Origin of the sequence: Xanthomonas sp. LMC-A-07 (assembly GCF_030208825.1) — a bacterium.
Classification (GTDB): Bacteria; Pseudomonadota; Gammaproteobacteria; order Xanthomonadales; family Xanthomonadaceae; genus Xanthomonas; species Xanthomonas campestris.
Map to the genome: position 1 here is coordinate 1 of NZ_JARVTF010000024.1, position 24,323 is coordinate 24,323.

Annotated in this window: 20 protein-coding genes; 15 read left to right on the forward strand and 5 right to left on the reverse strand. The window is 67.2% G+C overall.

What is annotated here, in order from left to right; all coding sequences use genetic code 11:
* Positions 1–133 precede the first annotated feature (133 nt).
* The 5 genes from rsmG (at position 134) to QRM89_RS20880 (ending at position 6,139) form a co-directional block, all read left to right on the forward strand.
* The gene (gene rsmG / locus QRM89_RS20860) at positions 134–772 is read left to right on the forward strand and encodes a 16S rRNA (guanine(527)-N(7))-methyltransferase RsmG (protein WP_011039110.1); all 639 of its coding nucleotides are present in this window, start codon (positions 134–136) and stop codon (positions 770–772) included.
* A 144-nt stretch (positions 773–916) separates the two neighbouring features.
* Positions 917–2,734 (forward strand): DUF885 family protein, encoded by a 1,818-nt coding sequence (locus QRM89_RS20865; RefSeq protein WP_285449010.1) that lies wholly within the window; start codon positions 917–919, stop codon positions 2,732–2,734.
* 219 nt (positions 2,735–2,953) lie between these two features.
* Positions 2,954–3,340, forward strand: coding sequence for a hypothetical protein (locus QRM89_RS20870; protein WP_285449013.1), 387 nt, complete (start codon positions 2,954–2,956; stop codon positions 3,338–3,340).
* A 55-nt stretch (positions 3,341–3,395) separates the two neighbouring features.
* A complete protein-coding gene (locus QRM89_RS20875) occupies positions 3,396–4,661 on the forward strand; it encodes a TolC family protein (RefSeq protein WP_285449015.1) in 1,266 nt (421 codons plus the stop codon).
* A gap of 212 nt (positions 4,662–4,873) precedes the next feature.
* Positions 4,874–6,139 (forward strand): efflux RND transporter periplasmic adaptor subunit, encoded by a 1,266-nt coding sequence (locus QRM89_RS20880; RefSeq protein ID WP_285449017.1) that lies wholly within the window; start codon positions 4,874–4,876, stop codon positions 6,137–6,139.
* A 181-nt stretch (positions 6,140–6,320) separates the two neighbouring features.
* Here QRM89_RS20880 and QRM89_RS20885 read toward each other — a convergent pair whose 3' ends face one another.
* Positions 6,321–6,809, reverse strand: coding sequence for a hypothetical protein (locus QRM89_RS20885; protein ID WP_285449020.1), 489 nt, complete (start codon positions 6,807–6,809; stop codon positions 6,321–6,323).
* Here QRM89_RS20885 and QRM89_RS20890 point away from each other — a divergent pair.
* The 4 genes from QRM89_RS20890 to rpmG all read left to right on the forward strand — a co-directional run bounded on the left by QRM89_RS20890 (position 6,808) and on the right by rpmG (position 11,401).
* Positions 6,808–10,020, forward strand: coding sequence for a CusA/CzcA family heavy metal efflux RND transporter (locus tag QRM89_RS20890; RefSeq protein ID WP_285449022.1), 3,213 nt, complete (start codon positions 6,808–6,810; stop codon positions 10,018–10,020). The two genes, QRM89_RS20885 and QRM89_RS20890, sit on opposite strands and share 2 nt — an antisense overlap.
* On the forward strand, positions 10,017–10,640 hold the full coding sequence (locus QRM89_RS20895) for a cation transporter (RefSeq protein WP_285449024.1): 624 nt from the start codon (positions 10,017–10,019) through the stop codon (positions 10,638–10,640). The genes QRM89_RS20890 and QRM89_RS20895 overlap by 4 nt, the downstream gene beginning before the upstream one ends.
* Positions 10,641–10,983: 343 nt before the next feature.
* The gene (rpmB, locus tag QRM89_RS20900) at positions 10,984–11,220 is read left to right on the forward strand and encodes a 50S ribosomal protein L28 (RefSeq protein ID WP_002809459.1); all 237 of its coding nucleotides are present in this window, start codon (positions 10,984–10,986) and stop codon (positions 11,218–11,220) included.
* Positions 11,221–11,233: 13 nt separating this feature from the next.
* On the forward strand, positions 11,234–11,401 hold the full coding sequence (gene rpmG / locus QRM89_RS20905) for a 50S ribosomal protein L33 (protein WP_002809462.1): 168 nt from the start codon (positions 11,234–11,236) through the stop codon (positions 11,399–11,401).
* 725 nt (positions 11,402–12,126) lie between these two features.
* Here rpmG and QRM89_RS20910 read toward each other — a convergent pair.
* From QRM89_RS20910 to QRM89_RS20920, 3 genes are all read right to left on the reverse strand, one after another.
* Complete coding sequence (locus QRM89_RS20910) at positions 12,127–13,149, reverse strand: amidohydrolase family protein (RefSeq protein WP_114999437.1); 1,023 nt, start codon at positions 13,147–13,149, stop codon at positions 12,127–12,129.
* A 228-nt stretch (positions 13,150–13,377) separates the two neighbouring features.
* Complete coding sequence (locus QRM89_RS20915; protein WP_285449028.1) at positions 13,378–14,433, reverse strand: 4-oxalomesaconate tautomerase; 1,056 nt, start codon at positions 14,431–14,433, stop codon at positions 13,378–13,380.
* Complete coding sequence (locus tag QRM89_RS20920; protein WP_042595914.1) at positions 14,426–15,097, reverse strand: 4-carboxy-4-hydroxy-2-oxoadipate aldolase/oxaloacetate decarboxylase; 672 nt, start codon at positions 15,095–15,097, stop codon at positions 14,426–14,428. The genes QRM89_RS20915 and QRM89_RS20920 overlap by 8 nt, the downstream gene beginning before the upstream one ends.
* A gap of 101 nt (positions 15,098–15,198) precedes the next feature.
* Here QRM89_RS20920 and QRM89_RS20925 point away from each other — a divergent pair, with 101 nt between their 5' ends.
* From QRM89_RS20925 to uvrD, 4 genes are all read left to right on the forward strand, one after another.
* Positions 15,199–16,506 carry a LysR substrate-binding domain-containing protein gene (locus tag QRM89_RS20925; protein ID WP_285449031.1) on the forward strand — a complete coding sequence of 436 codons (1,308 nt, stop codon included), beginning with the start codon at positions 15,199–15,201 and terminating at the stop codon, positions 16,504–16,506.
* A 15-nt stretch (positions 16,507–16,521) separates the two neighbouring features.
* Positions 16,522–17,940, forward strand: coding sequence for a cardiolipin synthase (cls, locus tag QRM89_RS20930; RefSeq protein ID WP_042597859.1), 1,419 nt, complete (start codon positions 16,522–16,524; stop codon positions 17,938–17,940).
* Positions 17,941–18,252: 312 nt separating this feature from the next.
* Positions 18,253–19,644 carry an FAD-dependent oxidoreductase gene (locus tag QRM89_RS20935; RefSeq protein WP_285449033.1) on the forward strand — a complete coding sequence of 464 codons (1,392 nt, stop codon included), beginning with the start codon at positions 18,253–18,255 and terminating at the stop codon, positions 19,642–19,644.
* Positions 19,645–19,914: 270 nt separating this feature from the next.
* On the forward strand, positions 19,915–22,101 hold the full coding sequence (gene uvrD / locus QRM89_RS20940) for a DNA helicase II (protein WP_050912513.1): 2,187 nt from the start codon (positions 19,915–19,917) through the stop codon (positions 22,099–22,101).
* 178 nt (positions 22,102–22,279) lie between these two features.
* Here uvrD and QRM89_RS20945 read toward each other — a convergent pair whose 3' ends face one another.
* Positions 22,280–22,504, reverse strand: coding sequence for a hypothetical protein (locus tag QRM89_RS20945; protein WP_285449039.1), 225 nt, complete (start codon positions 22,502–22,504; stop codon positions 22,280–22,282).
* A gap of 454 nt (positions 22,505–22,958) precedes the next feature.
* On the opposite strand from QRM89_RS20945, the gene QRM89_RS20950 reads away from it, so the two are divergent.
* On the forward strand, positions 22,959–23,540 hold the full coding sequence (locus QRM89_RS20950; protein WP_285449035.1) for a sugar O-acetyltransferase: 582 nt from the start codon (positions 22,959–22,961) through the stop codon (positions 23,538–23,540).
* Positions 23,541–23,639: 99 nt separating this feature from the next.
* Positions 23,640–24,086 (forward strand): universal stress protein, encoded by a 447-nt coding sequence (locus QRM89_RS20955; protein ID WP_011039095.1) that lies wholly within the window; start codon positions 23,640–23,642, stop codon positions 24,084–24,086.
* The last annotated feature ends 237 nt before the right edge of the window (positions 24,087–24,323 follow it).

The window sequence follows — 24,323 nt, forward strand, 5'->3', positions numbered from 1 at the left end:
CCCGAATCCCGAATCCCGAATCCCGAATCCCGAATCCCGAATCCCGAATCCCCAATCCCCAATCCCCAATCCCCAATCCCCAATCCCCAATCCCCAATCCCGCCGCGCCGCTGCCAGCTGCGATAATCGCGGCATGAACGATGCTGCGCTTCCCCCCGATGTCTCCGCCGCACTGGCCAACGGCCTGCAGGCCCAATCCCTGGATGCGGACTTTGCCGCGCCGCTGCTGCGCTACCTGACGCTGCTGGTGCGCTGGAACAAGACCTACAACCTCACCGCCGTGCGCGACCCGCGCGAGATGGTCACCCGCCATCTGCTCGATTCGCTGGCCATGCAGCCCTACATCGTCAGCGGCACGCTGGCCGATCTGGGCACCGGCCCCGGGCTGCCCGGCATCCCGCTGGCAATCACCCGCCCGCAGCTGCAGGTGACGCTGGTGGAAAGCAACGGCAAGAAGGCGCGTTTCATGCGCGAGGCGCTGCGGCACCTGGCGTTGGGCAATGCCCGCGTGGCCGAGGCGCGTGCCGAGGCCGTGGACGAACCGGCCGCCTACGACCATCTCACCGCCCGCGCGCTGGATACGCTGGCCGGCATCATCGCCGTCGGCGGGCATCTGCTGCGTCCGGGCGGCAGCCTGCTGGCGATGAAGGGCGTCTACCCGCACGAGGAAATCGCTGCATTGCCCGCCGGCTGGCGCGTGGGCGAGGTGCATCCGTTGCAGGTGCCCGGCCTGGACGGCGAGCGCCACCTGGTGGTGGTGCACAAGGACTGATCTGGCGTAGCCGCACACGCGGCGGCGCGGATGGAAGCAAGCCCAGCCGCAAGCCTGACGCACGCGTTGGGACTTCCGGCCCATGGCAGCCGGCCCGGTGCCTGAGATGATCGGAGGTTCGTTTCGACCGCAGGTTGCCCGCACGTGACATCTCCCCTTGCCGCCGCACTTTCGTTCGCCCTGCTGGGCCTGTCCTTCAGCGCCGATGCCGCGCCACCGGTAGCGGCCAACGCGCCGGCCACGCTGCGCACCGAAGCGCCAGCCGATGCGCGCTTCCGCGCCATCTACGAGAAAGAATGGGCATGGCGACAGGCCGAGACCGGCCAGGCCGACGAAGACACCGACACCACCGGCGACAACACCCGCCTGCCCGACGTTGGCCCGGCCGCGCAGCAGGCGCGCCTGGCGGTCTGGGACGGCGTGCTCAAGCAGCTCGACGGAATCGACCCGGCCATGCTCTCGCCGGCCAACCAGGTCAACTACGCCATCTACCGTCCGCAGGTGGAAAACCTCGCCGCCGAGGTGCGCCTGCGTGCCTACGAGATGCCGTTCAATTCGGACAGCTCGTTCTGGTCCAACCTCGGCTTCATGGCGCAGCGGCCAATGAAGACCGCCGCCGAATACCGCGCCTACATCGCCCGCCTCAATGACGTGCCGCGCTATTTCGACCAGCAGGTCGCCAACATGCGCGCCGGCCTGGCCCGCGGCTTCAGCGTGCCGCGCGCGGTGCTGGACGGGCGCGATGGCTCCATCGCCACCGTGGCGCAGGTGAGCGACCCCACCGAGTCCACCTTCTACGCACCGTTCAAGCAGCTGCCCGCGCAGATCCCCGCCGCCGAGCAGGCGCAGCTGCGCGGGCAGGCCAAGGCGGCCGTGAGCGGCGCGGTGATCCCGGCGTACGCCAAATTGCTGACTTTCTTCCGCAACGACTACGTGCCCAAGGCGCGCACCACCTTGGCCGCCGAAGCCATGCCCGACGGCAAGGCGTTTTATCGCCAGCAGATCCGCGAATACACCACGCTGGATCTCACCCCGGACCAGATCCACCAGATTGGCCTGGACGAGGTGGCGCGCATCCAGACCCAGATGAACGCAATCATCCAACAGGTTGGGTTCAAGGGCAGCTTTGCGCAGTTTCTGACCTTCCTGCGCACCGATCCACAGTTCTATGCCAAGACTCCACAGGAGTTGCTGGACCGCGCCGCGTGGATTTCCAAGCGCGTGGACGGGCAGGTGGGCAAGTTCATCGGCACGCTGCCGCGCGGGCGCTTCACCATCAAGCCGGTGCCGGACGATATCGCCCCGTTCTGGACCGCCGGGCGCGGCGGCGCCACCACCTATTGGGTGAACACCTACAACCTGCCGTCGCGGCCGCTGTACAACCTGCCCGCGCTCACCCTGCACGAATCTTCGCCCGGCCACTCGCTGCAAGGCTCACTGGCGCTGGAACAGGGCGAGCAGCCGGCCTTTCGCCGCGAAAACTACATTTCCGCCTATGGCGAAGGCTGGGCGCTGTACACCGAAAAACTCGGCCAGGAGATGGGCATCTACGAGACACCGTACGAAGAGTTCGGCCGGCTCACCTACGAGATGTGGCGCGCCTGCCGTCTGGTGATCGACACCGGTGTGCATCACGACGGCTGGAGCCGCGACCAGGCGCTGGCCTACCTGCGCGACCACACCGCACTGAGCGAGCACGAAGTCACCACCGAGGTGGACCGCTACATCTCCTGGCCGGCGCAGGCGCTGAGCTACAAGCTCGGCGAGATCGCCATCGTCAAACTGCGCGCCGAAGCCGAACAGGCGCTGGGCGAGCGCTTCGACATCAAGGCCTTCCACGACGTGGTGCTGCGCCAGGGCTCGGTGACCTTGCCGGTGCTGCAACAGCAGGTGCGCGCCTTCATCGCGCAGAGCAAGGCCCGTCCGGCCGACCAGAAGCCGGCACCGACCACCGCGCCGTGATCGCCCGGGCCCGCAGCCACGCGGCGGCCTGCGCAGGAAAGACGGCACCAGTGGCCCGCTCCACGTAGGAGCGGCCCTGGCCGCGAAGCCGTACCGATCCCCAACCGACGTCCACCCGTCAGGCGCACCCCGACACCGGCATCGGTGTTTCTACGCCTAACGCGACAAGACACCCGCACTGCGATTGTGTAACCCCCTCGGCCTCTATACGCTGCGGGCATGTTGCTCCGCCGCGCCCGCCTGTTGCACCCGTTGCTGCGCCTGATGGCGCTGGCGGTGCTGATAATGGGCGTGCTGGTCGCGCCCATCGCCTGTGCGCTGGGCGACGTGCATGCGCTGGCGCATGACCAGGCACATCTGGACGACACCGCCGCGCATGGCCACGACGGTGCCGACGAAGCCGATGCGGGCGGCAACCAGGATGGCGCCGGCCTGCTGCATGCCCTGATGCACAGCGGCTATTGCCACGGACACAGCCCGGCCCTGTTGTCGGCCGCAGCGTGGGGCCCGTTGCCGGCCAGCGCGCAGGCGCAGCCGGCGCCGCTGCCCAGCGTCTACCGCTCGCACCTGATCGAGACCCTGTTGCGTCCCCCGATCGCGGCGTGATGCATCGCCGGCAGCTGCCGGCCTGTCCATCGATCCCGATTCCGGAGACACCCTCATGTGGTTGCGACTGACGGCATTTGCCGTCTTCGCGGTCGTGCCGTGCGCCATGGCGCAGGACGTACCGCCCAAGCCCGTGCTGACCCTGGACGACGCCATTGCGCGCGTTGCCCAGCAGCATCCCGATCTGCGCCTGGCCGATGGCCAGCGTGCGGTGCTTACCGCCGAAGCCGAACGCGACGCCCTGCGTCCGCCGTTGCGCCTGGGCGCACAGGTCGAAAACGTGTTCGGCACCGGACCTGCGCGCGCGCTGGACCAGGCCGAACTTACCGTCACCCTGGCCGGGGTGCTGGAGCGCGGCGGCAAGCTCGACGCGCGCCGCACCCTGGCCCAGGCGCGCATCGACGCGCTGGCACCACAACGTGCACTGGCACGGCTGGATGTGTTGGCCGAAGTGGCGCGGCGCTATCTGGCCATCAGCCTGGCGGCGCAGCGGCAGAAGGTGGCGCTGGAGACGCTGGCGCAACGGCAGCGCACCGTGCGAGCGGCGCGTCAGCGCCTGCAGGCCGGCGCATCGCCCGAATCGGTGGTGCTGACCGCGCAGGCGCTGCAGGCCCGTGCGGAACTGGAGCGCGATCGCGCGCAGCAGGAGTGGTTGGCCGCGTGTCGGCAGCTGGCGGTGTTGTGGGGCGAACGCACGCCCGACTTCGCCGCAGTCACCGGCGACCCGCTGCAGTTGCCGGCGATTCCCGACTTCGACGTGCTGGCGCAGCTGCTCGATGCCACGCCCGAGCTGGCGCGCTTGAACAACGAACAGCGCGTGCGCGAGGCACGGGTGCGGCTGGCCCGCAGCCAGGCACGCCCGGATCTGGATTGGCAGGTGGGCGTGCGCCGCCTGCAGGGCAGCGATGCCACCGCGCTGGTCGGTGGGGTGTCGTTGGCGCTGGGCAGCGCGGCACGTGCGCAGCCGGAGATCCGCGCGGCCGAAGCGGAGCTGTCGTTGCTGGACATCGAACGGCAGTCGCAGGTGCTGGTGCTCTACACCACGCTGGCCGACGCGCACGGCCGCTACCGCGCCGCACAGCTGGAAGTCAGCCGCATGCGCGAGGACGTGCTGCCCGCACTCGCCCGCGCCGATGCTGCTGCCGAACGCGCCTACCGCGCCGGTGCCACCAGCTATCTGGACTGGGCGCAATTGCAGGCGCAACACAACGACGCACGCCAGCAGCAACTGGCCGCCGCATCGGAGGCGCAGACCGCGCTGATCGAAATCCAGCGCCTGACCGGCCAGCCGTTTGTCGTGCCTGCGCAGGTGACGCCATGAGCCTGCACGTCTGGCACCTGCAGTGCCGCAGCAGGCTGATCGCACTGCTGCCTGCACGCATCACCACCGGTTGTCTTGCAGCGGCGGCACGCCTGCGCGTGCTGCCACGCGCACATCTGCAGACGCACACATCGCGCACCACCTCCGCGCGCTGTTCTTCATCGCTTGCTGCCTCCGGCGCACTGCGCGGGCACCTCACAGGACCTGTTTCCATGACCACGACTTCTTGGATCGCGCCGCTATTGCTGGCGCTGCTGCTGGGCGGCTGTGGCCGTGATGGCGACGACGCACACGCGCATGCCGGCGAAACCGCAGAACACGGCGGCGAGGCGCACGCCGAAGAAGCCGCCAAAGGCAGCCACGGCGGGCGCCTGCTGAGCCAGGACGGCGACAGCGTCGAGCTGGCGATTGCCGAAGACGGCACCCCGCCCACCTACCAGGCCTGGCTCTACCGCGATGGCAAACCACTGCCGGCCACCGCCGGCAGTGTGGAGGTGCGGCTCACCCGTCTGGGCGGCGCCACCGAAGTGCACCGGCTCAGCGCACGCCCCGATGGCCGCCTGCTGGCCGACAGCGTGGTGGCCGAGCCGCATTCGTTCGATGTCGAGCTGCGCGCGACGGTGCAAGGCAAGGCGCATCGCTGGACCTATGACAGTTACGAAGGCCGCACCACGATCGCCGCGGCGATCGCCAAGGAAAGTGGCATTCGCGTGGCACCGGTGGCCGCTGGCAGCATTGCCGACCAGCATGAGGTGCAGGGCCTGCTGACGCCGGCCGAAGGCGGGCAGGCACAGGCCACCGCGCGCTTCCCCGGCCCGGTGCGCAGCCTGCGCGCCAACGTGGGCGACCAGGTGCGCGCCGGGCAGGTACTAGCCACGGTGGAGAGCAATCTGAGCCTGACCACCTACAGCGTGAGCGCGCCGATCAGCGGCACCGTGCTGGCACGCAACGCCAGCGTAGGCAGCAATGCCGGCGAAGGCCAGGCGCTGTTCGAAATCGCCGACCTCTCCACCTTGTGGGTGGACCTGCACATCTTCGGCGCCGATGCCGGGCACATCACCGCCGGCGCGCCGGTCACCGTGACCCGCATCAGCGACGGTGTGGTGGCGCAGACCACGTTGGAGCGGGTATTGCCAGGCACGGCAACCGCGAGCCAGAGCACGGTGGCGCGCGCGGTGTTGCGCAATACCGATGGCCTGTGGCGGCCAGGGTCGGCAGTGAAGGCGCGGGTGACGGTGGCGCAGCAGCCGGCCAAGTTGGTGGTGCCGGTGAGCGCGTTGCAACAGTTCCGCGATTGGCAGGTGGTGTTCGTGCAGGTGGGCGAGACCTACGAGGTGCGGCCGTTGACGCTGGGTGCGCGCGATGCGCAGCAGGTGGAGGTGCTGTCGGGGGTGGCGGCGGGGGATGTGGTGGTGGTGGAGCAGAGTTATCTGGTGAAGGCGGATATCGAGAAGTCGGGGGCGTCGCATGATCATTGATCATTGCGTGTCTGCTGTTTCCTCCGCTGCGCCGTCATGTCAGTTGGGGTTGCCGGTGCTTCGTGACAGCTCAAACCATGGCGTGTGCGCGGTTGCGTGCTTCGCTAGCAATAACGAATGTGGTGTTCGGTCTTTTCGGCCGGTGCAATGGCAGGGGCTTTCACGCCCTCTCGGGCGCGAGTCACTTTTCTTTGCTTGTGCAAAGAAACGTAACCAAAAGAAAGCACACCCCGCCTACGCGCCCTTCGGGTGCGCGGAGCCGGCGGGAATTTTCGGAAGGGACATCCTGTCCCTGCCGAAAATGCCGCGAATCCTTGCGCGCCGCCCCGGTGGGGTTTGCCCACCGTCTCCGCCGCTGCGGAAGGGGCCCCGGTACGGCAACGGCAAGATCGAAAGCAACAGCCACAGCCACAGCCACAACAACAACAACAGCAACAACAACAGCAACAGCAACAGCAACAACGGCAACATCAGCAACATCAACAGCAACAACAGCAACAACAGCAACAGATATGCCAATGGCAACGCTGATCACAAAGACGCTCGCTGTATCAGCGGTGCCTGCAGTGATCTGGGCAGTGCTGGGTTCTCCGGCGGGATAAGTCGCAGGCGCGCTGCTGGCGCGATCACTGCGCCATGTACGCAGCACGTTTGTGGAGGTGCCCGCCATGCTTACTAAGATCATTGGGTTTGCGATCGCGCAGCGGTGGTTGATGCTGGCGTTGACGGGGGTGTTGATTGCGATCGGTGCGTGGAGTTTTTCGCGGTTACCGATCGATGCCACGCCGGATATCACCAATGTGCAGGTGCAGGTCAATACGGCGGCGCCGGGATATTCGCCGCTGGAATCCGAGCAGCGGGTGACGTTTCCGTTGGAGACGGTGCTGGCGGGGCTGCCGGGCTTGGAGTCCACGCGGTCCTTGTCGCGCTACGGGTTGTCGCAGGTGACCGCGGTGTTTGCCGATGGCACCGATCTGTACTTTGCGCGGCAGCAGGTGGCCGAGCGGCTGCAGCAGGTGAAGTCGCAATTGCCGCCGGAGCTGGAGCCGCAGTTGGGGCCGATCGCAACGGGGTTGGGCGAGATTTTCATGTACACGGTCGAAGCCAAGCCGAACGCGCGCAAGGCCGACGGCACTGCGTGGACAGCGACCGATCTGCGCACCTTGCAGGATTGGGTGGTGCGCCCGCAGTTGCGTAACGTGCCTGGCGTGACCGAGGTCAACACCATCGGCGGGCATGCGCGGCAGATCCATATCACCCCGGATCCTGCGCGTCTGGTGGCGTTGGGCTTCACCCTGGACGATGTGGCTCAGGCGGTGGAGGCCAACAACCGCAACGTCGGTGCCGGCTACATCGAGCGCAGCGGGCAGCAGTTCCTGGTGCGGGTGCCGGGGCAGGTGGATGACATCGCGCAGATCGGGGCGATTGTGCTGGATCGGCGCGAAGGTGTGCCGATCCGGGTGCGCGATGTGGCCCAGGTGGGCGAAGGCCGCGAGCTGCGCAACGGTGCCGCCACGCAAGACGGAACCGAAGTGGTGCTGGGCACGGTGTTCATGCTGGTGGGCGCCAACAGCCGCACGGTGGCGCAGGCGGCTGCGCAGCGGCTGGAGTTGGCCAACGCCAGTCTTCCGGCCGGTGTGCGTGCGGTGCCGGTGTACGACCGCACCGCATTGGTGGACCGCACTATCGTCACCGTTGCCAAGAACCTGATCGAAGGCGCGTTGCTGGTGATCGTGGTGCTGTTCCTGATGCTGGGCAATGTGCGTGCAGCGCTGATCACCGCCGCGGTGATTCCGCTGGCGATGTTGTTCACCCTCACCGGTATGGTGCGCGGTGGGGTGTCGGGCAACCTGATGAGCCTGGGCGCGCTGGATTTCGGCCTGATCGTCGATGGCGCGGTGATCATCGTGGAGAACTGCCTGCGCCGTTTCGGCGAGGCGCAGGCACGGCTGGGCCGCGTGCTGGAACGTGACGAGCGCTTTGCCCTCACCGCCGAGGCCACCGCCGAGGTGATCCGCCCCAGCCTGTTCGGCGTGGGCATCATCGCGGCGGTGTATCTGCCGGTGTTCGCGCTCACCGGTATCGAGGGCAAGATGTTCCACCCGATGGCAGTCACCGTGGTGCTCGCGCTCACCGGTGCGATGCTGCTGTCGCTGACCTTCGTGCCGGCGGCCATCGCCTTGTTGCTCGGCGGCAAGGTGGCCGAGCACGAAAACCGCGCCATGCGCTGGGCACGCGGGGTGTATGCGCCGCTGCTGGATCGCGTGTTGCGGCATGCGCGTTGGGTCGGCATCGGAGCGCTGGCCACGGTGGTGCTGTGTGCGGCGCTGGCCACCCGGCTGGGCAGCGAATTCATCCCGAACCTGGACGAGGGCGACATCGCCCTGCATGCCCTGCGCATTCCCGGCACCAGCCTGGAGCAGGCGATCAGCATGCAGGCCACGCTGGAGCGGCGCATCAAGCAGTTTCCTGAAGTGGCGCACGTGTTCGGTAAGCTGGGCACGGCGGAAGTGGCCACCGACCCGATGCCGCCATCGGTGGCCGATACGTTCTTGATCATGCATCCCCGCGAACAATGGCCGGATCCGCGCAAGCCCAAGGCGCAGCTGGTGGCCGAGATCGAAGCGGCGGTGCGGCAATTGCCCGGCAACAACTACGAGTTCACCCAGCCGATCCAGATGCGCATGAACGAGCTGATTTCCGGCGTGCGTGCGGATGTGGCGATCAAGCTGTACGGCGATGACCTGGACACGCTGGTGACGGTGGGTCGGCGGATCGAGGCCGTCGCCCGCAGCGTGCCTGGCGCGGCCGACGTGGGCCTGGAGCAATCCACCGGACTGCCGATGCTGGCCGTGGTGCCCGATCGCGATGCGTTGGCCGGCTACGGCCTCAATCCTGGCGTAGTGCAGGACACCGTGGCCGCAGCGGTGGGCGGGCAACCGGCCGGGCAATTGTTCGACGGCGACCGCCGCTTCGACATCGTGGTGCGCCTGCCGGAAGCCTTGCGCCAGGACCCGACCGCGCTGGCCGACCTGCCGATTCCGCTGCAGGGCGATGGCGAGCGCAACGATGCCGACGAATCCAGCCGCGCGGCTGGGTGGCGCAGCGGTGCGCCGACCACGGTGCCGTTGCGCGAGGTGGCCAGGATCGAGAGCGTGCTCGGGCCGAACCAGATCAATCGCGAAGACGGCAAGCGGCGCATCGTCATCACCGCCAATGTGCGCGACCGCGATCTGGGCAGTTTCGTGGCCGAGGTGCAGCAGCGTGTGCAGGCCGAGGTGGCACTGCCGACCGGTTACTGGATCGGCTACGGCGGCACCTTCGAGCAGCTGATCTCCGCCGGCCAGCGCTTGGCCTGGGTGGTGCCGGCCACGCTGCTGCTGATCTTCGCGCTGCTGTACTGGTCGTTCGGTTCGTTGCGCGATGCGGTGGTGGTGTTCAGCGGCGTGCCGCTGGCGCTGACCGGCGGCGTGGTGGCGCTGGCGCTGCGCGGGTTGTCGCTGTCGATCTCGGCCGGGGTGGGCTTCATCGCGCTATCGGGCGTGGCGGTGCTCAACGGCCTGGTCATGATCGCCTTCATCCGCGGCCTGCGCGATGCGGGCATGCCACTGGAGCAGGCCCTGCGCGAGGGCGCGTTGGCGCGCTTGCGGCCGGTGCTGATGACCGCACTGGTGGCGGCGCTGGGCTTCGTGCCGATGGCCTTCAATGTCGGTGCCGGTGCGGAAGTGCAGCGCCCGCTGGCCACGGTGGTGATCGGCGGCATCGTCTCCTCGACCCTGCTCACCTTGCTGGTGTTGCCGGTGCTGTACCGCTGGCTGCACCGCGAGCGCGCCTCATGCACCGCAGCGATGACGGCGCCGCAGCACGGGGGCACGCCATGAGCGCGCCCTGTTGCGGATGCGGAAAAACCTTGGACGTGGCGGCGATGCACGCGCGTCAGCGGAGCGTGCTGTGGTGGGTGTTGGCAATCAATGCCGGCAGCTTTGCGCTCATGCTGGCCGGTGCGCTGCACAGCGGCGCGGCATCACTGCTGTCCGGCAGCCTGGACAACCTGGGCGATGCGCTGACCTATGCGCTGAGTCTGGCGGTGGTGGGCGCCAGCATGGCGGCCAAGGCGCGCGTGGCCTTGCTCAAGGCCGGCTTGATCTTGCTGGCAGCGTTGGCCGTGGCGGCGGAGATTGGCTGGAAGCTGGCCCATCCGCAGGTACCGCTGTTTCAGAGCATGGGCGTGGTGGCCGCGGCGAACTTCCTCGCCAACCTGGTGTGCCTGCGCCTGCTGTGGCCCTACCGCGATGGCGACATCAATCTGGCCTCGGCGTGGGCGTGTTCGCGCAACGATGTCTACGAAGGTGTCGCGGTGCTTGCTGCCAGCGGGGCGGTCTGGGCATTAGGCAGTGGCTGGCCGGATCTGCTGATCGCGGTCGGCTTGCTGGTCGTGTTTCTACGGTCTGCCTGGCAGGTGGCCCGGCGCGCCTGGGCCGAGCTGGGCACAGCCGGGTAGCCCTCCCTCGGGTGCTGCATACGCTGTGCGGCGCGCGCGAGCGAGCTGGTCCAGTTCGCGCGTGCCACTCCGCATGCAGTCCCGTGCGCCGCGCCCCGCGCCCCCGGCAGCCGGGAGTAGCCATCCGGTGGAGCGCCCTAACTGCTTGCGGCATAAGGAAATGCCGTGCATAATGCGCGGCTCGCTGTGCCCGGATCGCTCCGGACGGCGGCACCCAACGCGATGGGGTGCCGGCCTGCTCCCAGCGTAAGTACTTGATTCCCAACGTTGCGTGGCAGCCAAGCGCTGTCGGGGCCGCCGTTTTCCTGGCTAAGGAAGACACCAAACTTTATCGAGGTGCGCAATGTCCCGCGTATGCCAAGTGTCCGGCAAGCGTGTGCAGACGGGTAACAACGTCTCCCACGCAAACAACAGAACCCGTCGTCGTTTCCTGCCCAACCTGCACGAGCGCCGCTTCTGGGTCGCCAGCGAAAACCGCTGGGTCAAGCTCCGTGTTTCCGCGCATGCGTTGCGCACCATCGACAAGAACGGGATTGATGCCGTTCTGAAAGAGCTGCGTGCGCGCGGCGAAAAGGTCTGAGGAGTAAGCAGTCATGGCAAAAGGCAAGCGTGACAAGATTCGTATGATTTCCTCGGCCGCTACCGGCCACTTCTACACCACGGATAAGAACAAGAAAAACACTCCGGGGAAGATGGAAATGATGAAGTACGACCCGGTCGTGCGTAAGCACGTCATGTACAAGGAAGGCAAGATCAAGTAATCCACCGATTACGCGATCTGCTTCCAACAAAAACCCCGCCGCGAGGCGGGGTTTTTGCGTTTGTGGAGTGTTGCAGGGTTTGATCGCAACAATGGTTTAAATCCGCACACTTCCTGGGCCACTACACCTCGGCGGACGGCATCCCCTCTCCTGCGGGAGAGGGGTAGGGGTGAGGGTACGGGGCGAAGCCGCTCGCAGTGGTTGGAGTGCCAGAGGCTTCGCACGTACCCTCATCCGCCCCTGCAAGGCATCTTCTCCCGCTGGGAGAAGGGAACACCGCTACAGCCAACGCGCACGCAGTTGCGCATCCAGACGCGGGCAGACCCGCCTGGCGTTCTGGGCCACTACACCTCGGCGGACTGCATCCCCTCTCCTGCGGGAGAGGGGTAGGGGTGAGGGTGCGGGGCGGAGCCATTCGCAGTGGTTGGAGTGCCAGAGGCTTCGCACGTACTCTCATCCGCCCCTGCGGGGCACCTTCTCCCGATGGGAGACGGGAATGCCGCTACAGCCCACGCGCACGCAGTTGCGCATCCAGACGCGGGCAGACCCGCCTGGCGTTCTGGGCCACTACACCTCGGCGGATTGCATCCCCTCTCCTGCGGGAGAGGGGTAGGGGTGAGGGTACGGGGCGAAGCCACTTGCAGTGGTTGGAGTGCCAGAGGCTTCGCACGTACCCTCATCCGCCCCTGCGGGGCACCTTCTCCCGATGGGAGAAGGGAATGCCGCTACAGCCCACGCGCACGCAGTTGCGCATCCAGGCGCGGGTAGACCCGCCGCGCGTTGCCTTCGAACACCTTGCGCTTGTCTGCATCGGAGATTGTCAGTGCATCGATGTAGCGCTTGGTGTCGTCGAAGTAATGCCCGGTCTGCGGGTCGATGCCGCGCACCGCGCCCACCATTTCCGAGCCGAACAGGATGTTGTCGATGTCGATCACTTCGAACAGCAGGTCGATGCCCGGCTGGTGATACACGCAGGTATCGAAGAACACATTGCGCATCACATGCGTGGCCAGCGGCGGTTTGCCCAGCATGTCGGCCAGCCCGCGAAAGCGCCCCCAGTGGTAAGGCACCGCGCCGCCGCCATGCGGAATGATGAAGCGCAAGCTCGGGAAGTCGCGGAACAGATCGCCTTCCAGGAACTGCATGAAGGCGGTGGTATCCGCGTTGAGGTAGTGCGCACCAGTGGCGTGGAAGTTGGCATTGCAGCTGCCGGACACATGCACCATCGCCGGCACGTCCAGCTCCACCATCTTCTCGAAGAACGGGTACCAGGCACGGTCGGTGAGCGGTACGCCGTTCCAGTGCCCGCCCGACGGGTCGGGATTGAGATTGCAGCCGACAAAGCCTAGTTCGTTGACGCAGCGTTCCAGCTCGGCGATGGAGTGGCTGATCGGAACGCCCGGCGATTGCGGCAGCTGGCAGACACCGATGAAGGTGTGCGGATACAACTGCACCACGCGCGCGATCAGGTCATTGCAGCGCTGCGTCCAGGCCTGGCTCACCGCTTCGTCGCCGATGTGGTGGGCCATGGTGCTGGCGCGTGGCGAAAAAATGGTCATGTCCGCGCCACGCTCGCGCAGCAACCGCAATTGGTGCTGTTCGATGCTCTCGCGTAGCGCATCGTCGGAAATGTGCGGGTACTGCGGGGCCGGTTGCTGCGGGTCGTCGTGATGGGCGATCTGCGCCTTGCGGAACGCATCGTGCGCAGCAGGTGCGGTGGTGTAGTGGCCGTGGCAGTCGATGATCATCGGGTCGTCTGGTGTGAGGGAACGTGCGCATCGCGCGTTTGTTTGCAGCCGCTGCAGCCGGGCGCACGGGATCTGCAGGTGCCTACATACGCGCGTTTACGCAGGCAATAGCCGCTGCAGGCGTCACATCGCGCAGACGGTAGCGCCTGAGCTGCCGAGCGCACCGGCAGCTGCATCAAGCCCCCGGCCGTGCCGTCATCGGCCAGCGTGAATGGCATGGGCCGCTGACTAGCCAAACAGCACCCCATCGAACAGTTTGCGGGCCGTGCGCACGACAGCGGCGCGCACCACGTTGCCGTGCGCGTCCAGTGCAATGAGGCAACTGCTGGCACCACTGGGGTGTTCGATCTCCAGCTGCTGCGTGGTACCGCCCGGCAGCTGTGCCAGCGCGTGCGCCGGCGTGCCGGGCAGCAGGCAGGCGGTGGCCACGGTGACCGCACCCAGCACGCCGATGGAGGCATGGCAGCGATGCGGAATGAACGAGCGCACCGTGATCGCGCCACCGTTGCGGGGGGCGGAGACCAGCATCAATTTCGGCACGGTGGCGGTGGCCACATCGCCCAGCCGCATCAGCGGCCCGGCCTGCAGGCGCAGGGTTTCCAGGCGCGCCTTGAGCGCGACATCGGCATCGAGCGTGGCGCGGTCTTCGTCGCCGCGGATGCCCACATCGCTGGCACGCAGTACCACGCAGGGCATGCCATTATCGATCAGCGTGACCGTAATGCCGTCCAGCAGGTCCACCGGGTTGCCGGTGGGCAGCAGCGCGCCGCAGCTGGAACCGGCGATCTCGGCAAAGGCCAGCGCGATGGGCGCGGCGGTGCCGGGCACGCCGTCGATCCGGGTGTCGCCGGCGTAGGTCACCTGGCCGCCCGGCGTGCACACGGTGGCGGTGGCCACGGTGCCGGTGTTGCGCATGAAGATGCGCACCGCAGTCTGGCCGTCCTGTGCGGGCAGCAGGCCGCGCTCCAGCGCGAACGGCCCCACGCCGGCCAGCAGGTTGCCGCAGTTCTGCGCGTCGCTGACCTGTGCCTGGTCCACCGAGACCTGCAGGAACAGGTAGTCCACGTCGGCATCGTCGCGCGCGGAGCGGCTCACCACGGCTACCTTGGAGGTGAGCGGGTCGGCGCCGCCTATGCCATCGATCTGGCGCAGGTCCGGCGAGCCATAGGCGCGCAGCAGGAAGGCATCGCGCGCGGCGGTGTCGGCCGGCAGGTCCGCGGCCAGGAAGAACCCGCCCTTGGAGGTACCGCCGCGCATCCACATCGCGCGTACGCCCTCAGACATAGCGCAGGCCCTTAGCGGCCAGCCGCTCGCGCATGGCGTAGATGTCCAGGCCCAGTTCGCCGCGCGCCAGCCGCTCGCGCTTGATCAATTCGCGCGCTTCGCGTGCCTGGGCTTCGGCCAGTACCGCCGCGGCCTGGGCGCTTGGCACCACGCAGACGCCGTCGTCGTCGGCCACCACCACATCGCCTGGCTGGATCAGCTGCCCGGCGCAGACCAGCGGCACGTTCACCGCGCCCAGGGTCTCCTTGATGGTGCCCTGCGCGCAGATGGCGCGGCTCCACACCGGGAAGCCCATCGCGGTGAGGTCGCGCACGTCGCGCACGCCGGCGTCGATGATCAGCCCACGGCAGCCGCGCGCCTGCGCCGAAGTGGCGAGCAGGTCGCCGAAATAGCCGTCGCAGCACTCGCTGGTGGGCGCGACCACCAGCAGGTCGCCGTCGCGCAGTTGCTCGATCGCCACATGCATCATCCAGTTGTCGCCCGGCGGGACCGACACCGTGACGGCGGTGCCGGCGATGCGGCAGCCGGCATAGATCGGCCGCAGCCGGTGATGCAGCAGCCCGCTGCGGCCCATGGCTTCGTGCACGGTGGCCACGCCCGCCTGCGCCAACCCTTGCACGACCGCGACCGGGGCACGCGCGATGTCGGTGACGACCTGGCTCATCCATCCATCCTCGTTAGCAATGCGCCGAGTCTGTTGGTGGAGCGCTTTCTGGCTCAAGATCAATTTAAGGTATGTCTATTGGTTCTGCTTATAGTTAGAGCATGTCGACACCCTTCGAACTCAACCTGCGCCACCTGTATGCCATGCATGTGGTGGCCGAAGCGGGTAGCGTCAGCGCCGCCGCGCCACAGGTGAACCTGTCGCAGCCGGCGCTCACCCAGGCCATCGCGCGGCTGGAACAGCAACTGGGCGTGCGGTTGTTCGACCGCCATCCCGGCGGCATGGCCGGCACCGAGGCCGCGCGCCTGCTGGCACCGCGGGTGGCGCGCGCATTGGCGCATCTGGGGCGCGGGCTGCGGGTGGCGCGGCGCGCGCTGCGGCTGCCGGCCCGCCCGGGCCTGGAGCGGCGGGTGTCGCTGGGGCAGCTGCAGGCACTGGTGGCGGTGGACGTGGCCGGCAGCTATTCGTTGGCGGCGGTGCGCACCGGGGTCTCGCAGCCGGCCATCTACCGCGCGGTGCAGACGCTGGCCGATGTGGTCGAAGTGCCGTTGATCGTGCGCCGCGGCAAAAGCGTGCACGCCACGCCGGTGGCGCTGCGGCTGCTGCGGCAGGTGCGGCTCGCCCTGGCGGAGCTGGGCGCCGGGCTGGACGAGGTGGCCGCGCTGCGCTCCCAGCACGCAGGGCGGATGACGGTGGGGGTGATGCCACTTGCCCGCGCTGTATTGCTGCCGCGGGCGCTGGCGCGCTTCGCACGCAGCCACCCCGGTGCCACCGTCAGCGTGGTCGAAGGGCCGTATCCCGAGTTGCTGGCGCAGCTGCGCGAGGGCGGGCTGGACCTGTTGATCGGCGCGTTGCGCGAGCCGTTGCCCGTGCACGACGTGGTGCAGGACGCGCTGTTCGACGATGCGGCGGTGATCGTGGCGCGCAGCGGGCATCCGCTGGCCGGGCAGGCCTACGCCTTCGCGCAATTGCTGGACTACCCATGGGTGGTGGCGGCCACGGGCACGCCGCTGCGCGCGCGCTGGGAGCGCATGTTCCGCGACCAGCAGCTGGAGCCGCCGCCGCCGCGCATCGAATGCGGGTCGGTGCTGGTCATCCGCGGGCTGCTGCTGGAAGACGAGTGGCTGACCGTGATGTCGCGTGACCAGTTCCTGTTCGAACAACGCGCCGGGCTGCTGTGCGAGATCGGCCTGGCGGTGCCGCAGCTGCGCCGGCAGATCGGCCTGACCACGCGCGCCGACTGGCACCCCACCCGCGTGCAGTCGGCCTTCGTGCAGACCGTGCGCCAGGTGTGCGCCGATCGCGCACTGCCGGCCGATACTGCGGCCGGGCCATTCCGGCATTGCGCAGCGGCGGCGGCCGGACCGTTGCGTTTATGCGCGGCCCGGTCAGAATCGGGCTCCCCTTGAAGAGACCCGATGCCGATGCTGCCTGACTGGTTGCAAGGGACCTGGCTGCTGGCGCTGGACTGGGTGATCCGCCTGGCCGCGCTGCTGTGGATCCCCACCCGCACTACGCCTGGGGCGGCGCGCAGCTGGTTGCTGCTGATCGGCTTCGTGCCGGTGGTTGGCCTGCCGCTGTACCTGTTGTTCGGCCACCCGTGGCTATCGCGGCAGCGCGTGCAGCGCCAGGCCACGGCCTCGCAGGTGATCCGCGAGCAGCAGCTGCCATTGCACGCCTTGCGCTGGACCCCGCAGCCGGACACCAGCAGCGCCGAAGTGGTGCCGTTGATCGAGCGGCAGGGCGATTTCATGCCCACGCTGGGCAATGCGGTGGAACTGCTGGACGACTACGAGGCCTCGCTGCAGGCGTTGATCACCGCGATCGACCAGGCGCAGGAACGCGTGCATCTGCTGTATTACCTGATGTTCGACGATGCGGTGGGCGAGGCGGTGGTGGCTGCGCTGGAACGCGCCTGCGCACGCGGCGTGCGCTGCCGCTTGCTGCTCGATGCGATGGGCGCCAAGCGCGGCCTGCGCCGTTATCGCCAGCGCCTGCAGGCCAGTGGCGTGGAGGTGCTGGCCTTGCTGCCCGGCGGCTTGCGCTGGCGCCGCAGCGGGCGCATGGACCTGCGCAACCACCGCAAGATTGCGGTGATCGACAACCAGGTCGGCTTTGTCGGCTCGCAGAACCTGGCCGCACCCGGCTTCATCGCCGGCGCGCCCAATCGCGAACTGGTCGCGCGCGTACGCGGGCCGGTGGTCAACCACCTGGAAGCGGTGTTCGCCAGCGACTGGTTCACCGAAACCGGGCAGCGCCTGGACGTGTGGCCGGACGCACCGGTGTACGACGACAACATCGCCACCCAGTTGCTGCCCAGCGGGCCGGCGTATCCGTTCGAGAACGCACGCGATGCAATCAACGCGGTGATCCATCTGGCGCGCCGCAAGGTGGTGCTGGTCACGCCGTATTTCGTGCCGGACGAAGCCATGCTCAGTGCGCTGCGCATCGCCGGGATGTCTGGCGTGGACGTGCAGTTGATCCTGTCCGAACACAACAACCAGCGGCTGGCGGCGTGGGCGCAGGAAGCCTATTTCGAAGAGTTGCTGCGCTGTGGAGTGAAGATTGCGCTGTACCGGCCGCACTTTCTGCATGCCAAGCATCTGAGCGTGGACGAAGACATTGCGCTGGTGGGCTCGATCAACCTGGACATCCGCTCGTTCGCGCTCAATGCCGAGATCGGCATGCTCTGCTACGACCGCAACGTGGTGCTGCGCCTGCGCGAGATCGAGCAGGATTACCTGGCGCAGTCGCAGCCGGTGGACATCGCGCAGTGGCGCCGCCGCCCGGCCTGGCGGCGAAGCCGCGAAGGCATCGCACGCCTGGCGGATGCGTTGATGTAGTGTGCGGTTGGATGGCTGTCGCGCGATGAGGTTTGGCGTTGAAGCATCGGGCAGCATGGTGGCCTGATTTGCACAGGCTTGGCGGAGTGAAGCCGAAGCATGCACACCTTTGCCACGGGTAATAGAGAGCAGCGCACGCACAGTGTGGCGCCGGGCTAATGCCGGCCTGGGTGCTGCGTGCAGTCTCACCGCGTGGGGCTGCGAACCTCACCCAGCAGTCAGCTGCCGCGCAGCGAATCCAGCACCTCACATGTCGGTTGCCGCCGCACCGGTGGTCATGGGTCCGACGCAGCCATCGCCTACAATTGCAGCATGAACGAACAGCGTGTGCCCGGCGATGCAGCGATCGCCATCGTCGGTGGTGGCGCGTCCGGCGTGCTGGTGGCCTTGCATCTGCTGCGCCAGGCCACCGCGCCGCTGCAGATCGTCATGATCGAGCCCAGCGCGGCATTGGGCGAAGGCGTGGCCTACGCCACGGCGCGGCCCGAGCATCTGCTCAATGTGCCGGCCGCGCGGATGAGCGCGCTGGCCGAGTTGCCAGGCGATTTTGTCGCCTACTTGCAGACCACACAGGCCTGCCCGGCGCTGGATGCGGCGCAACTACCGCAGCAGTTCGTGGGCCGCTGCCTGTATGCGCCGTACCTGCGTGCGCGGTTGCAAGAGGCCTGCGCGCGCAGCCCCGCCACACTCACTGTCTGCAGCGCTCGCGTACGCGACCTGCAGCCAAACGCCGCAGGCGCGCTGCTGCACTTGGATGACGGCCAGCACCTGCAGGCTGCCAGCGTGATCCTGGCGGTGGGCAATGCCTTGCGGCCGCTGCCATTGCGCGGCGCCGCCGGCCTGGCGCCCGGCCAGCGCGTGGAAGCCTGGGACACGCCGGCAGTGGCGCAGATCCCGCAGGACGCGGCGGTGTGCATTATTGGCTCGGGGTTGAGCATGGCCGACAGCGTGGTCACCCTGGCCGCGCACCAGCACCGCGGCGCGGTGCACGTGGTCTCGCGGCACGGCTTGCTGCCGCTGCCGCACGCACACGCCACGCCGGCACAGTTCGACCCGCAACCGCTGCTGGCACTGCCCCTGCGCGCGCGCATGCGTGCATTGCGCCGGCATGCGCGCGACGCGGCCGCGCAGGGCCTGCCCTGGCAGAGCGTGATGGAGCGCATCCGCCCGTTGAGCCAGGCGCTATGGCAGACGCTGTCGGCTGCCGACCAGCGCCGTTTCTTGCGCCATGTGGTTCGCTATTGGGATGTGCACCGCCACCGCATCGCCGCGCCGGTGCATGCGCACCTGCAGGCAATGCAGGCGCGTGGGCAATTGCAACTGCATCGCGCGCGGCTGGATGTGGCGTACCAGGCCGGTGCCTGTGTGCGGGTGAGCGCCGGTGCCGGCGCCGGGCATGCGCTGCAGCTGGATGTGCAGACGCTGATCAACGCCACCGGCGTGGAAATGCGCGTGCAGGCCATGCGCAACGGCCTGCTGCAGCAGCTGCTGGGCCAGGGCATCGCCACGCCCGGCCCGCATGGCATCGGCGTGGACACTGCCGCCAATGGCGCACTGCTCGACGCCGATGGCCGCCCCAATCCACGCCTGCGGGTGATCGGCAGCCTGCGCATCGGCTCGCTATGGGAAAGCCTGGCGGTACCGGAACTGCGTGAGCAGGCAACGGCGATTGCGCGGGAGGTGCTGGTATTGCTTGGGCGGTGAGGGGCGTTGTTCCCTTCTCCCGCTGGGAGAAGGTGGCGCGAAGCGCCGGATGAGGGTGCGAGCGAAGCTCTCGTGTTACCCACCACTCGTCGTGGCTTCGCCCCGTACCCTCACCCAATCCCTCTCCCGTAGGAGAGGGGCTTTGGTCCCTTCTCCCGCCGGGAGAAGGTGCCCCGAAGGGGCGGATGAGGGTCCGAGCGAAGCCTCGCATCCCAAACCCCTTCATCCCAATCTCAGCCGCAGCGACGCCACAACCGGTAAAATGCCCGGGTGGATGTCTCTCATTTGCTCGATCACCTGAACCCCGCCCAGCGCGAGGCCGTTTCCGCGCCGCCGGGGCATTACCTTGTGCTGGCCGGCGCCGGCTCCGGCAAGACGCGCGTGCTGATCCATCGCATCGCCTGGCTCAACGAAGTCCAGGGCGTGCCAAACCACGGCATCTTCGCGGTGACCTTCACCAACAAGGCCGCCGGCGAAATGCGCCACCGCACCGACCTGCAGCTGCGCAACGGCAGCCGCGGGATGTGGATCGGCACCTTCCATGGGCTGGCCCATCGCCTGCTGCGCCTGCATTGGCAGGATGCGCGGCTGCCGGAAGGCTTCCAGGTCATGGACAGCGACGACCAGTTGCGGCTGGTCAAGCGCGTGGTGCAGTCGCTGGAGCTGGACGAGACCAAGTATCCGCCCAAGCAGATGAGCTGGTGGATCAACGAGCAGAAGGACGAAGGCCGCCGCCCGCAGCACATCCAGCCCGAGCCCAACGACGACTGGACCGAGGTGCGCCGGCAGGTGTACGCCGCCTACCAGGAACGCTGCGACCGCTCCGGCCTGCTGGATTTCGCCGAGCTGCTGCTGCGCGCGCACGAATTGCTGCGTGACACCCCGGCCTTGCTGGCGCATTACCGCGCCCGCTTTCGCGAAATTCTGGTGGACGAGTTCCAGGACACCAACGCCATCCAGTACGCCTTTGTGCGCGTGCTGGCCGGCGAGAGCGGCCACGTGTTTGTGGTGGGCGACGACGACCAGGCCATCTATGGCTGGCGCGGTGCCAAGGTCGAGAACGTGCAGCGCTTCCTCAAGGATTTCCCCGGTGCGCAGACCGTGCGGCTGGAGCAAAACTACCGGTCCAGCGCCAATATTCTGGGCGCGGCCAATGCGGTGATCGCGCACAACCCGGACCGCATCGGCAAGCAGTTGTGGACCGATTCCGGCGATGGCGACCCGATCGATCTGTACGCGGCCTACAACGAAGTCGACGAGGCCCGCTATGTAGTCGAGCGCGCGCGCCAGTGGGTGCGCGATGGCGGCAGCTATGGCGAAGTGGCAGTGCTCTATCGCAGCAATGCGCAATCGCGCGCGCTGGAAGAAGCGCTGATTGCCGAACAACTGCCGTACCGCGTGTACGGCGGCATGCGCTTTTTCGAACGCGCCGAAATCAAGGACGCGCTGGCGTACCTACGCATGCTCACCAACCGCAGCGACGATGCCGCGTTCGAACGCGCGGTCAACACGCCCACGCGTGGCATTGGCGACCGCACCCTGGATGAAGTGCGCCGGCTGGCACGCGCCAATGCGCTGTCGCTATGGGAAGCGGCGATGCTGTGCACGCAAGAAAATACTCTTGCGGCGCGTGCACGCAATGCGCTGGCCACGTTCCTGAGCCTGGTCGGCCAGCTGCAGGCCGAAACCGGCGAGATGGACCTGGCGGAGCGCATCGACCATGTGCTGATGCGCTCGGGCCTGCGCGAGCATTGGGCCAAGGAAAGCCGCGGCGGGCTGGATTCGGAATCGCGCACCGAGAACCTGGACGAACTGGTCTCGGTGGCCTCGCGCTTCACCCGCCCGGACGATGAAGACAGCCAGGGCATGACCGAACTGGTGGCCTTCCTCGCGTACGCCTCGCTGGAAGCCGGCGAAGGCCAGGCGCAGGCCGGCGAAGAAGGCGTGCAGCTGATGACGCTGCACTCGGCCAAAGGCCTGGAATTTCCGATCGTGTTCCTGGTTGGGCTGGAAGATGGCCTGTTCCCCAGCGCACGCTCGCTGGAAGAAAGCGGCCGGCTCGAAGAAGAACGTCGCCTGGCCTACGTGGGTATCACCCGCGCGCGCCAGAAACTGGTGCTGTGCTACGCCGAATCGCGGCGCATCCACGGCCAGGACAACTACAACGTACCGTCGCGCTTTCTGCGCGAAATCCCGCGCGACCTGCTGCATGAAGTGCGGCCCAAGGTGCAGGTCTCGCGCACCGCCTCGCTGGGCGCCGCACGCGGCGGCCCGGTGCACGCCGTGGTGGACGCTGCACCGATCAAGCTCGGCGCCAATGTCGAACACCCCAAGTTCGGTGGTGGCGTGGTCGTCGACTACGAAGGTGCCGGCGCGCATGCACGCGTGCAGGTGCAGTTCGACGAAGTCGGCGCCAAGTGGCTGGTGATGGCGTATGCGAATCTGACGGTGGTGTAGGCCGGTTGCATTCCCCTGCGATTGCGTTTTTTAGCAGGCGTAGTCGTAGTGCGTTGCACCGTGCGTGCAACGAGAGGGCCCCGAGCGCTGGTGTGCGTCACGCGTCAAGCGAAATCGCGTGACGCGTGCGGCAGACAGCAGGTGGATGAAGCGTCGTCGCCGTTGCCCCGTTGTGCGCTTACATTTTCCAGCTGAAGCGGGAGTTGATCTGCTTGCCGTTCACGGTAAGTGTCGACTTGTTGGCGAGCACGACCAGGGTGAACGGTGGCACACGCGTGTCGTGTCCTGTGTAAATCAGGCGGAGGATTCTGCGCTTGGTATCGAACATCTTGACCTGGAAGCCGTCCCGCAACCACACGCCCTCGCTGTCGCCAGGTGCATTGAAACGAAAACTGGCGATCACTGGCCGGGTGTCGTGCCCGATTTCGAACATGATGGAGTAGCCACCTTCTTCAAAAGAAAGTGAGGTGGTTGCGTGTGCAGATGTGCTCAGGCAGGCCAACACCAGTAATGCAATGCAGGCGAATACACATCGTGTCATGACGTCATCCTTGACCGCGGTCGTGCCGGAATGGCACGGGAAGAAGTATCGATGCTGGCATAGCGGTATTGCAACGTGGGCGGCAAGCAACGCAATGGAGACACAGCCGCTATGCGGGTGAGGCCGTTGCATGAAATGCGCATTGGCCGTTTCCACGTCGGTGGTGAGCGCGCCAGTCGCTTCAACCAGTCGCCCGATCGCGACGTTCTGTAAGCCGCGTGAGCCGGCAATCGGGCCATTGGTGCATCGCTCGATGCGTGCCCCCCAGATCCATGCCACCCTGGTACCACTTCATTGCACAGGTGCGCACGACGGCATGCAATCCGAAAAACAGAAGATGCTCGCAGGCGAGCTGTACAACGCGGCCGACGCGCAACTGCAGGCAGATCAAGCGGCGGCGGCGCAATGGATGGCGCGTTACAACGCCGCTGCGCAACAGCCCGCTGCGCAGCGCCATGCCTTGCTCGTCGAGCGTCTGGCCGAGGTGGGTGCAGGTGCGGTGATTCGCCCGCCGTTCCATTGCGACTATGGCTACAACATCCGCTTGGGTGCTGGGGTTTTTCTCAACTTCAATTGCGTAATTCTGGATGTGTGCGAGGTCAGTATCGGCGATGGCACGCAGATCGGGCCGGCGGTGCAGTTCTACGCGGCCGACCATCCGCGCGATGCGACTGATCGTGCCAGCGGGCTGGAGTTTGGCCGCCCGATTCATGTGGGACGCAATGTGTGGATTGGCGGCGGCGCGATCATTCTTCCGGGCGTGCGCATTGGTGACGATGCGTTGATCGGCGCCGGTGCGGTGGTCACCCGCGATGTGCCGGCAGGCGCTACTGCGGTGGGGAATCCTGCGCGTGTGCGCATGGCGCGCACCGATCCGCAGGCGCCCCCGACCGACTGACCGCGTATCCCGCTGAATTGATCTGTCTCAAGGCGATAGTTGCGCCGCGCTGTCACGCTGATTCCGCCGGTGGATGTGCCGGCATTCCAGGAGGCCACCATGTACAAACGTATCCTGATCGCCATCGATGCGTCCGAGCTGTCCCACCGCGGGTTGTTTCAGGGCCTGGAACTGGCCAAGGCCACTGGCGCCAAGGTCGATATCGTCACCGTCTCCGAGCCGTGGGCGATGGGCATGTACGACGCGATGGGTTGGAGCGTGGGCTACGAAGCCAGCCCGGACTATCGCAAGGAGCGCGAGGCGGCTGCGGAAAAGATCCTGCGCCCGGCTGTGGAGTTGGCGATCGCTGCGAACCTCAAGGCGACCGCGCGGCATGTGCTGGACCGTTTTGCGGCCGAGGGCATTGTGCAGACCGCCGAGGAGTGCAAGAGCGACCTGATCGTGATGACTTCGCACGGCCGCCGCGGCATGAGCCGCGTATTGCTCGGCAGCCAGACGGTAGAAGTGCTGACACACAGCACGATTCCGGTGCTGGTGATTCGTTGAGATTGGGGTTGATGCGTTGATGCGAGCGCGATGACCGATCGGGTCCAGGCTAGTCGTGCAGAACGTTTGTAGGAGCGCCCTTGGGCGCGATGGGCATTACCGGGAAGGCCTCATCGCGCGCAAGCGCGCTCCTACGCAGGTGTGTGCAGTTGGTCATTCTTCTGAGGTAGCTCGGCAACAGCCGCGCTCAGCGGCATGCGCATCGTGATGCGTGCGGATCACCGTAGGAGCGCCCTT

What these genes read in the sequence shown, in the direction of transcription:
- QRM89_RS20880 (WP_285449017.1), top strand. Translation starts at nt 4,874, where the DNA reads ATGACCACGACTTCTTGGATCGCGCCGCTATTGCTGGCGCTGCTGCTG.
- QRM89_RS20890 (WP_285449022.1), top strand. Translation starts at nt 6,808, where the DNA reads ATGCTTACTAAGATCATTGGGTTTGCGATCGCGCAGCGGTGGTTGATG.
- QRM89_RS20910 (WP_114999437.1), bottom strand. Translation starts at nt 13,149, where the DNA reads ATGATCATCGACTGCCACGGCCACTACACCACCGCACCTGCTGCGCAC.
- rsmG (WP_011039110.1), top strand. Translation starts at nt 134, where the DNA reads ATGAACGATGCTGCGCTTCCCCCCGATGTCTCCGCCGCACTGGCCAAC.
- rpmB (WP_002809459.1), top strand. Translation starts at nt 10,984, where the DNA reads ATGTCCCGCGTATGCCAAGTGTCCGGCAAGCGTGTGCAGACGGGTAAC.
- QRM89_RS20955 (WP_011039095.1), top strand. Translation starts at nt 23,640, where the DNA reads ATGTACAAACGTATCCTGATCGCCATCGATGCGTCCGAGCTGTCCCAC.
- QRM89_RS20915 (WP_285449028.1), bottom strand. Translation starts at nt 14,433, where the DNA reads ATGTCTGAGGGCGTACGCGCGATGTGGATGCGCGGCGGTACCTCCAAG.
- QRM89_RS20925 (WP_285449031.1), top strand. Translation starts at nt 15,199, where the DNA reads ATGTCGACACCCTTCGAACTCAACCTGCGCCACCTGTATGCCATGCAT.
- QRM89_RS20875 (WP_285449015.1), top strand. Translation starts at nt 3,396, where the DNA reads ATGTGGTTGCGACTGACGGCATTTGCCGTCTTCGCGGTCGTGCCGTGC.
- QRM89_RS20935 (WP_285449033.1), top strand. Translation starts at nt 18,253, where the DNA reads ATGAACGAACAGCGTGTGCCCGGCGATGCAGCGATCGCCATCGTCGGT.
- QRM89_RS20920 (WP_042595914.1), bottom strand. Translation starts at nt 15,097, where the DNA reads ATGAGCCAGGTCGTCACCGACATCGCGCGTGCCCCGGTCGCGGTCGTG.
- cls (WP_042597859.1), top strand. Translation starts at nt 16,522, where the DNA reads ATGCTGCCTGACTGGTTGCAAGGGACCTGGCTGCTGGCGCTGGACTGG.
- QRM89_RS20950 (WP_285449035.1), top strand. Translation starts at nt 22,959, where the DNA reads ATGCAATCCGAAAAACAGAAGATGCTCGCAGGCGAGCTGTACAACGCG.
- rpmG (WP_002809462.1), top strand. Translation starts at nt 11,234, where the DNA reads ATGGCAAAAGGCAAGCGTGACAAGATTCGTATGATTTCCTCGGCCGCT.
- QRM89_RS20885 (WP_285449020.1), bottom strand. Translation starts at nt 6,809, where the DNA reads ATGGCGGGCACCTCCACAAACGTGCTGCGTACATGGCGCAGTGATCGC.
- QRM89_RS20870 (WP_285449013.1), top strand. Translation starts at nt 2,954, where the DNA reads ATGTTGCTCCGCCGCGCCCGCCTGTTGCACCCGTTGCTGCGCCTGATG.
- QRM89_RS20895 (WP_285449024.1), top strand. Translation starts at nt 10,017, where the DNA reads ATGAGCGCGCCCTGTTGCGGATGCGGAAAAACCTTGGACGTGGCGGCG.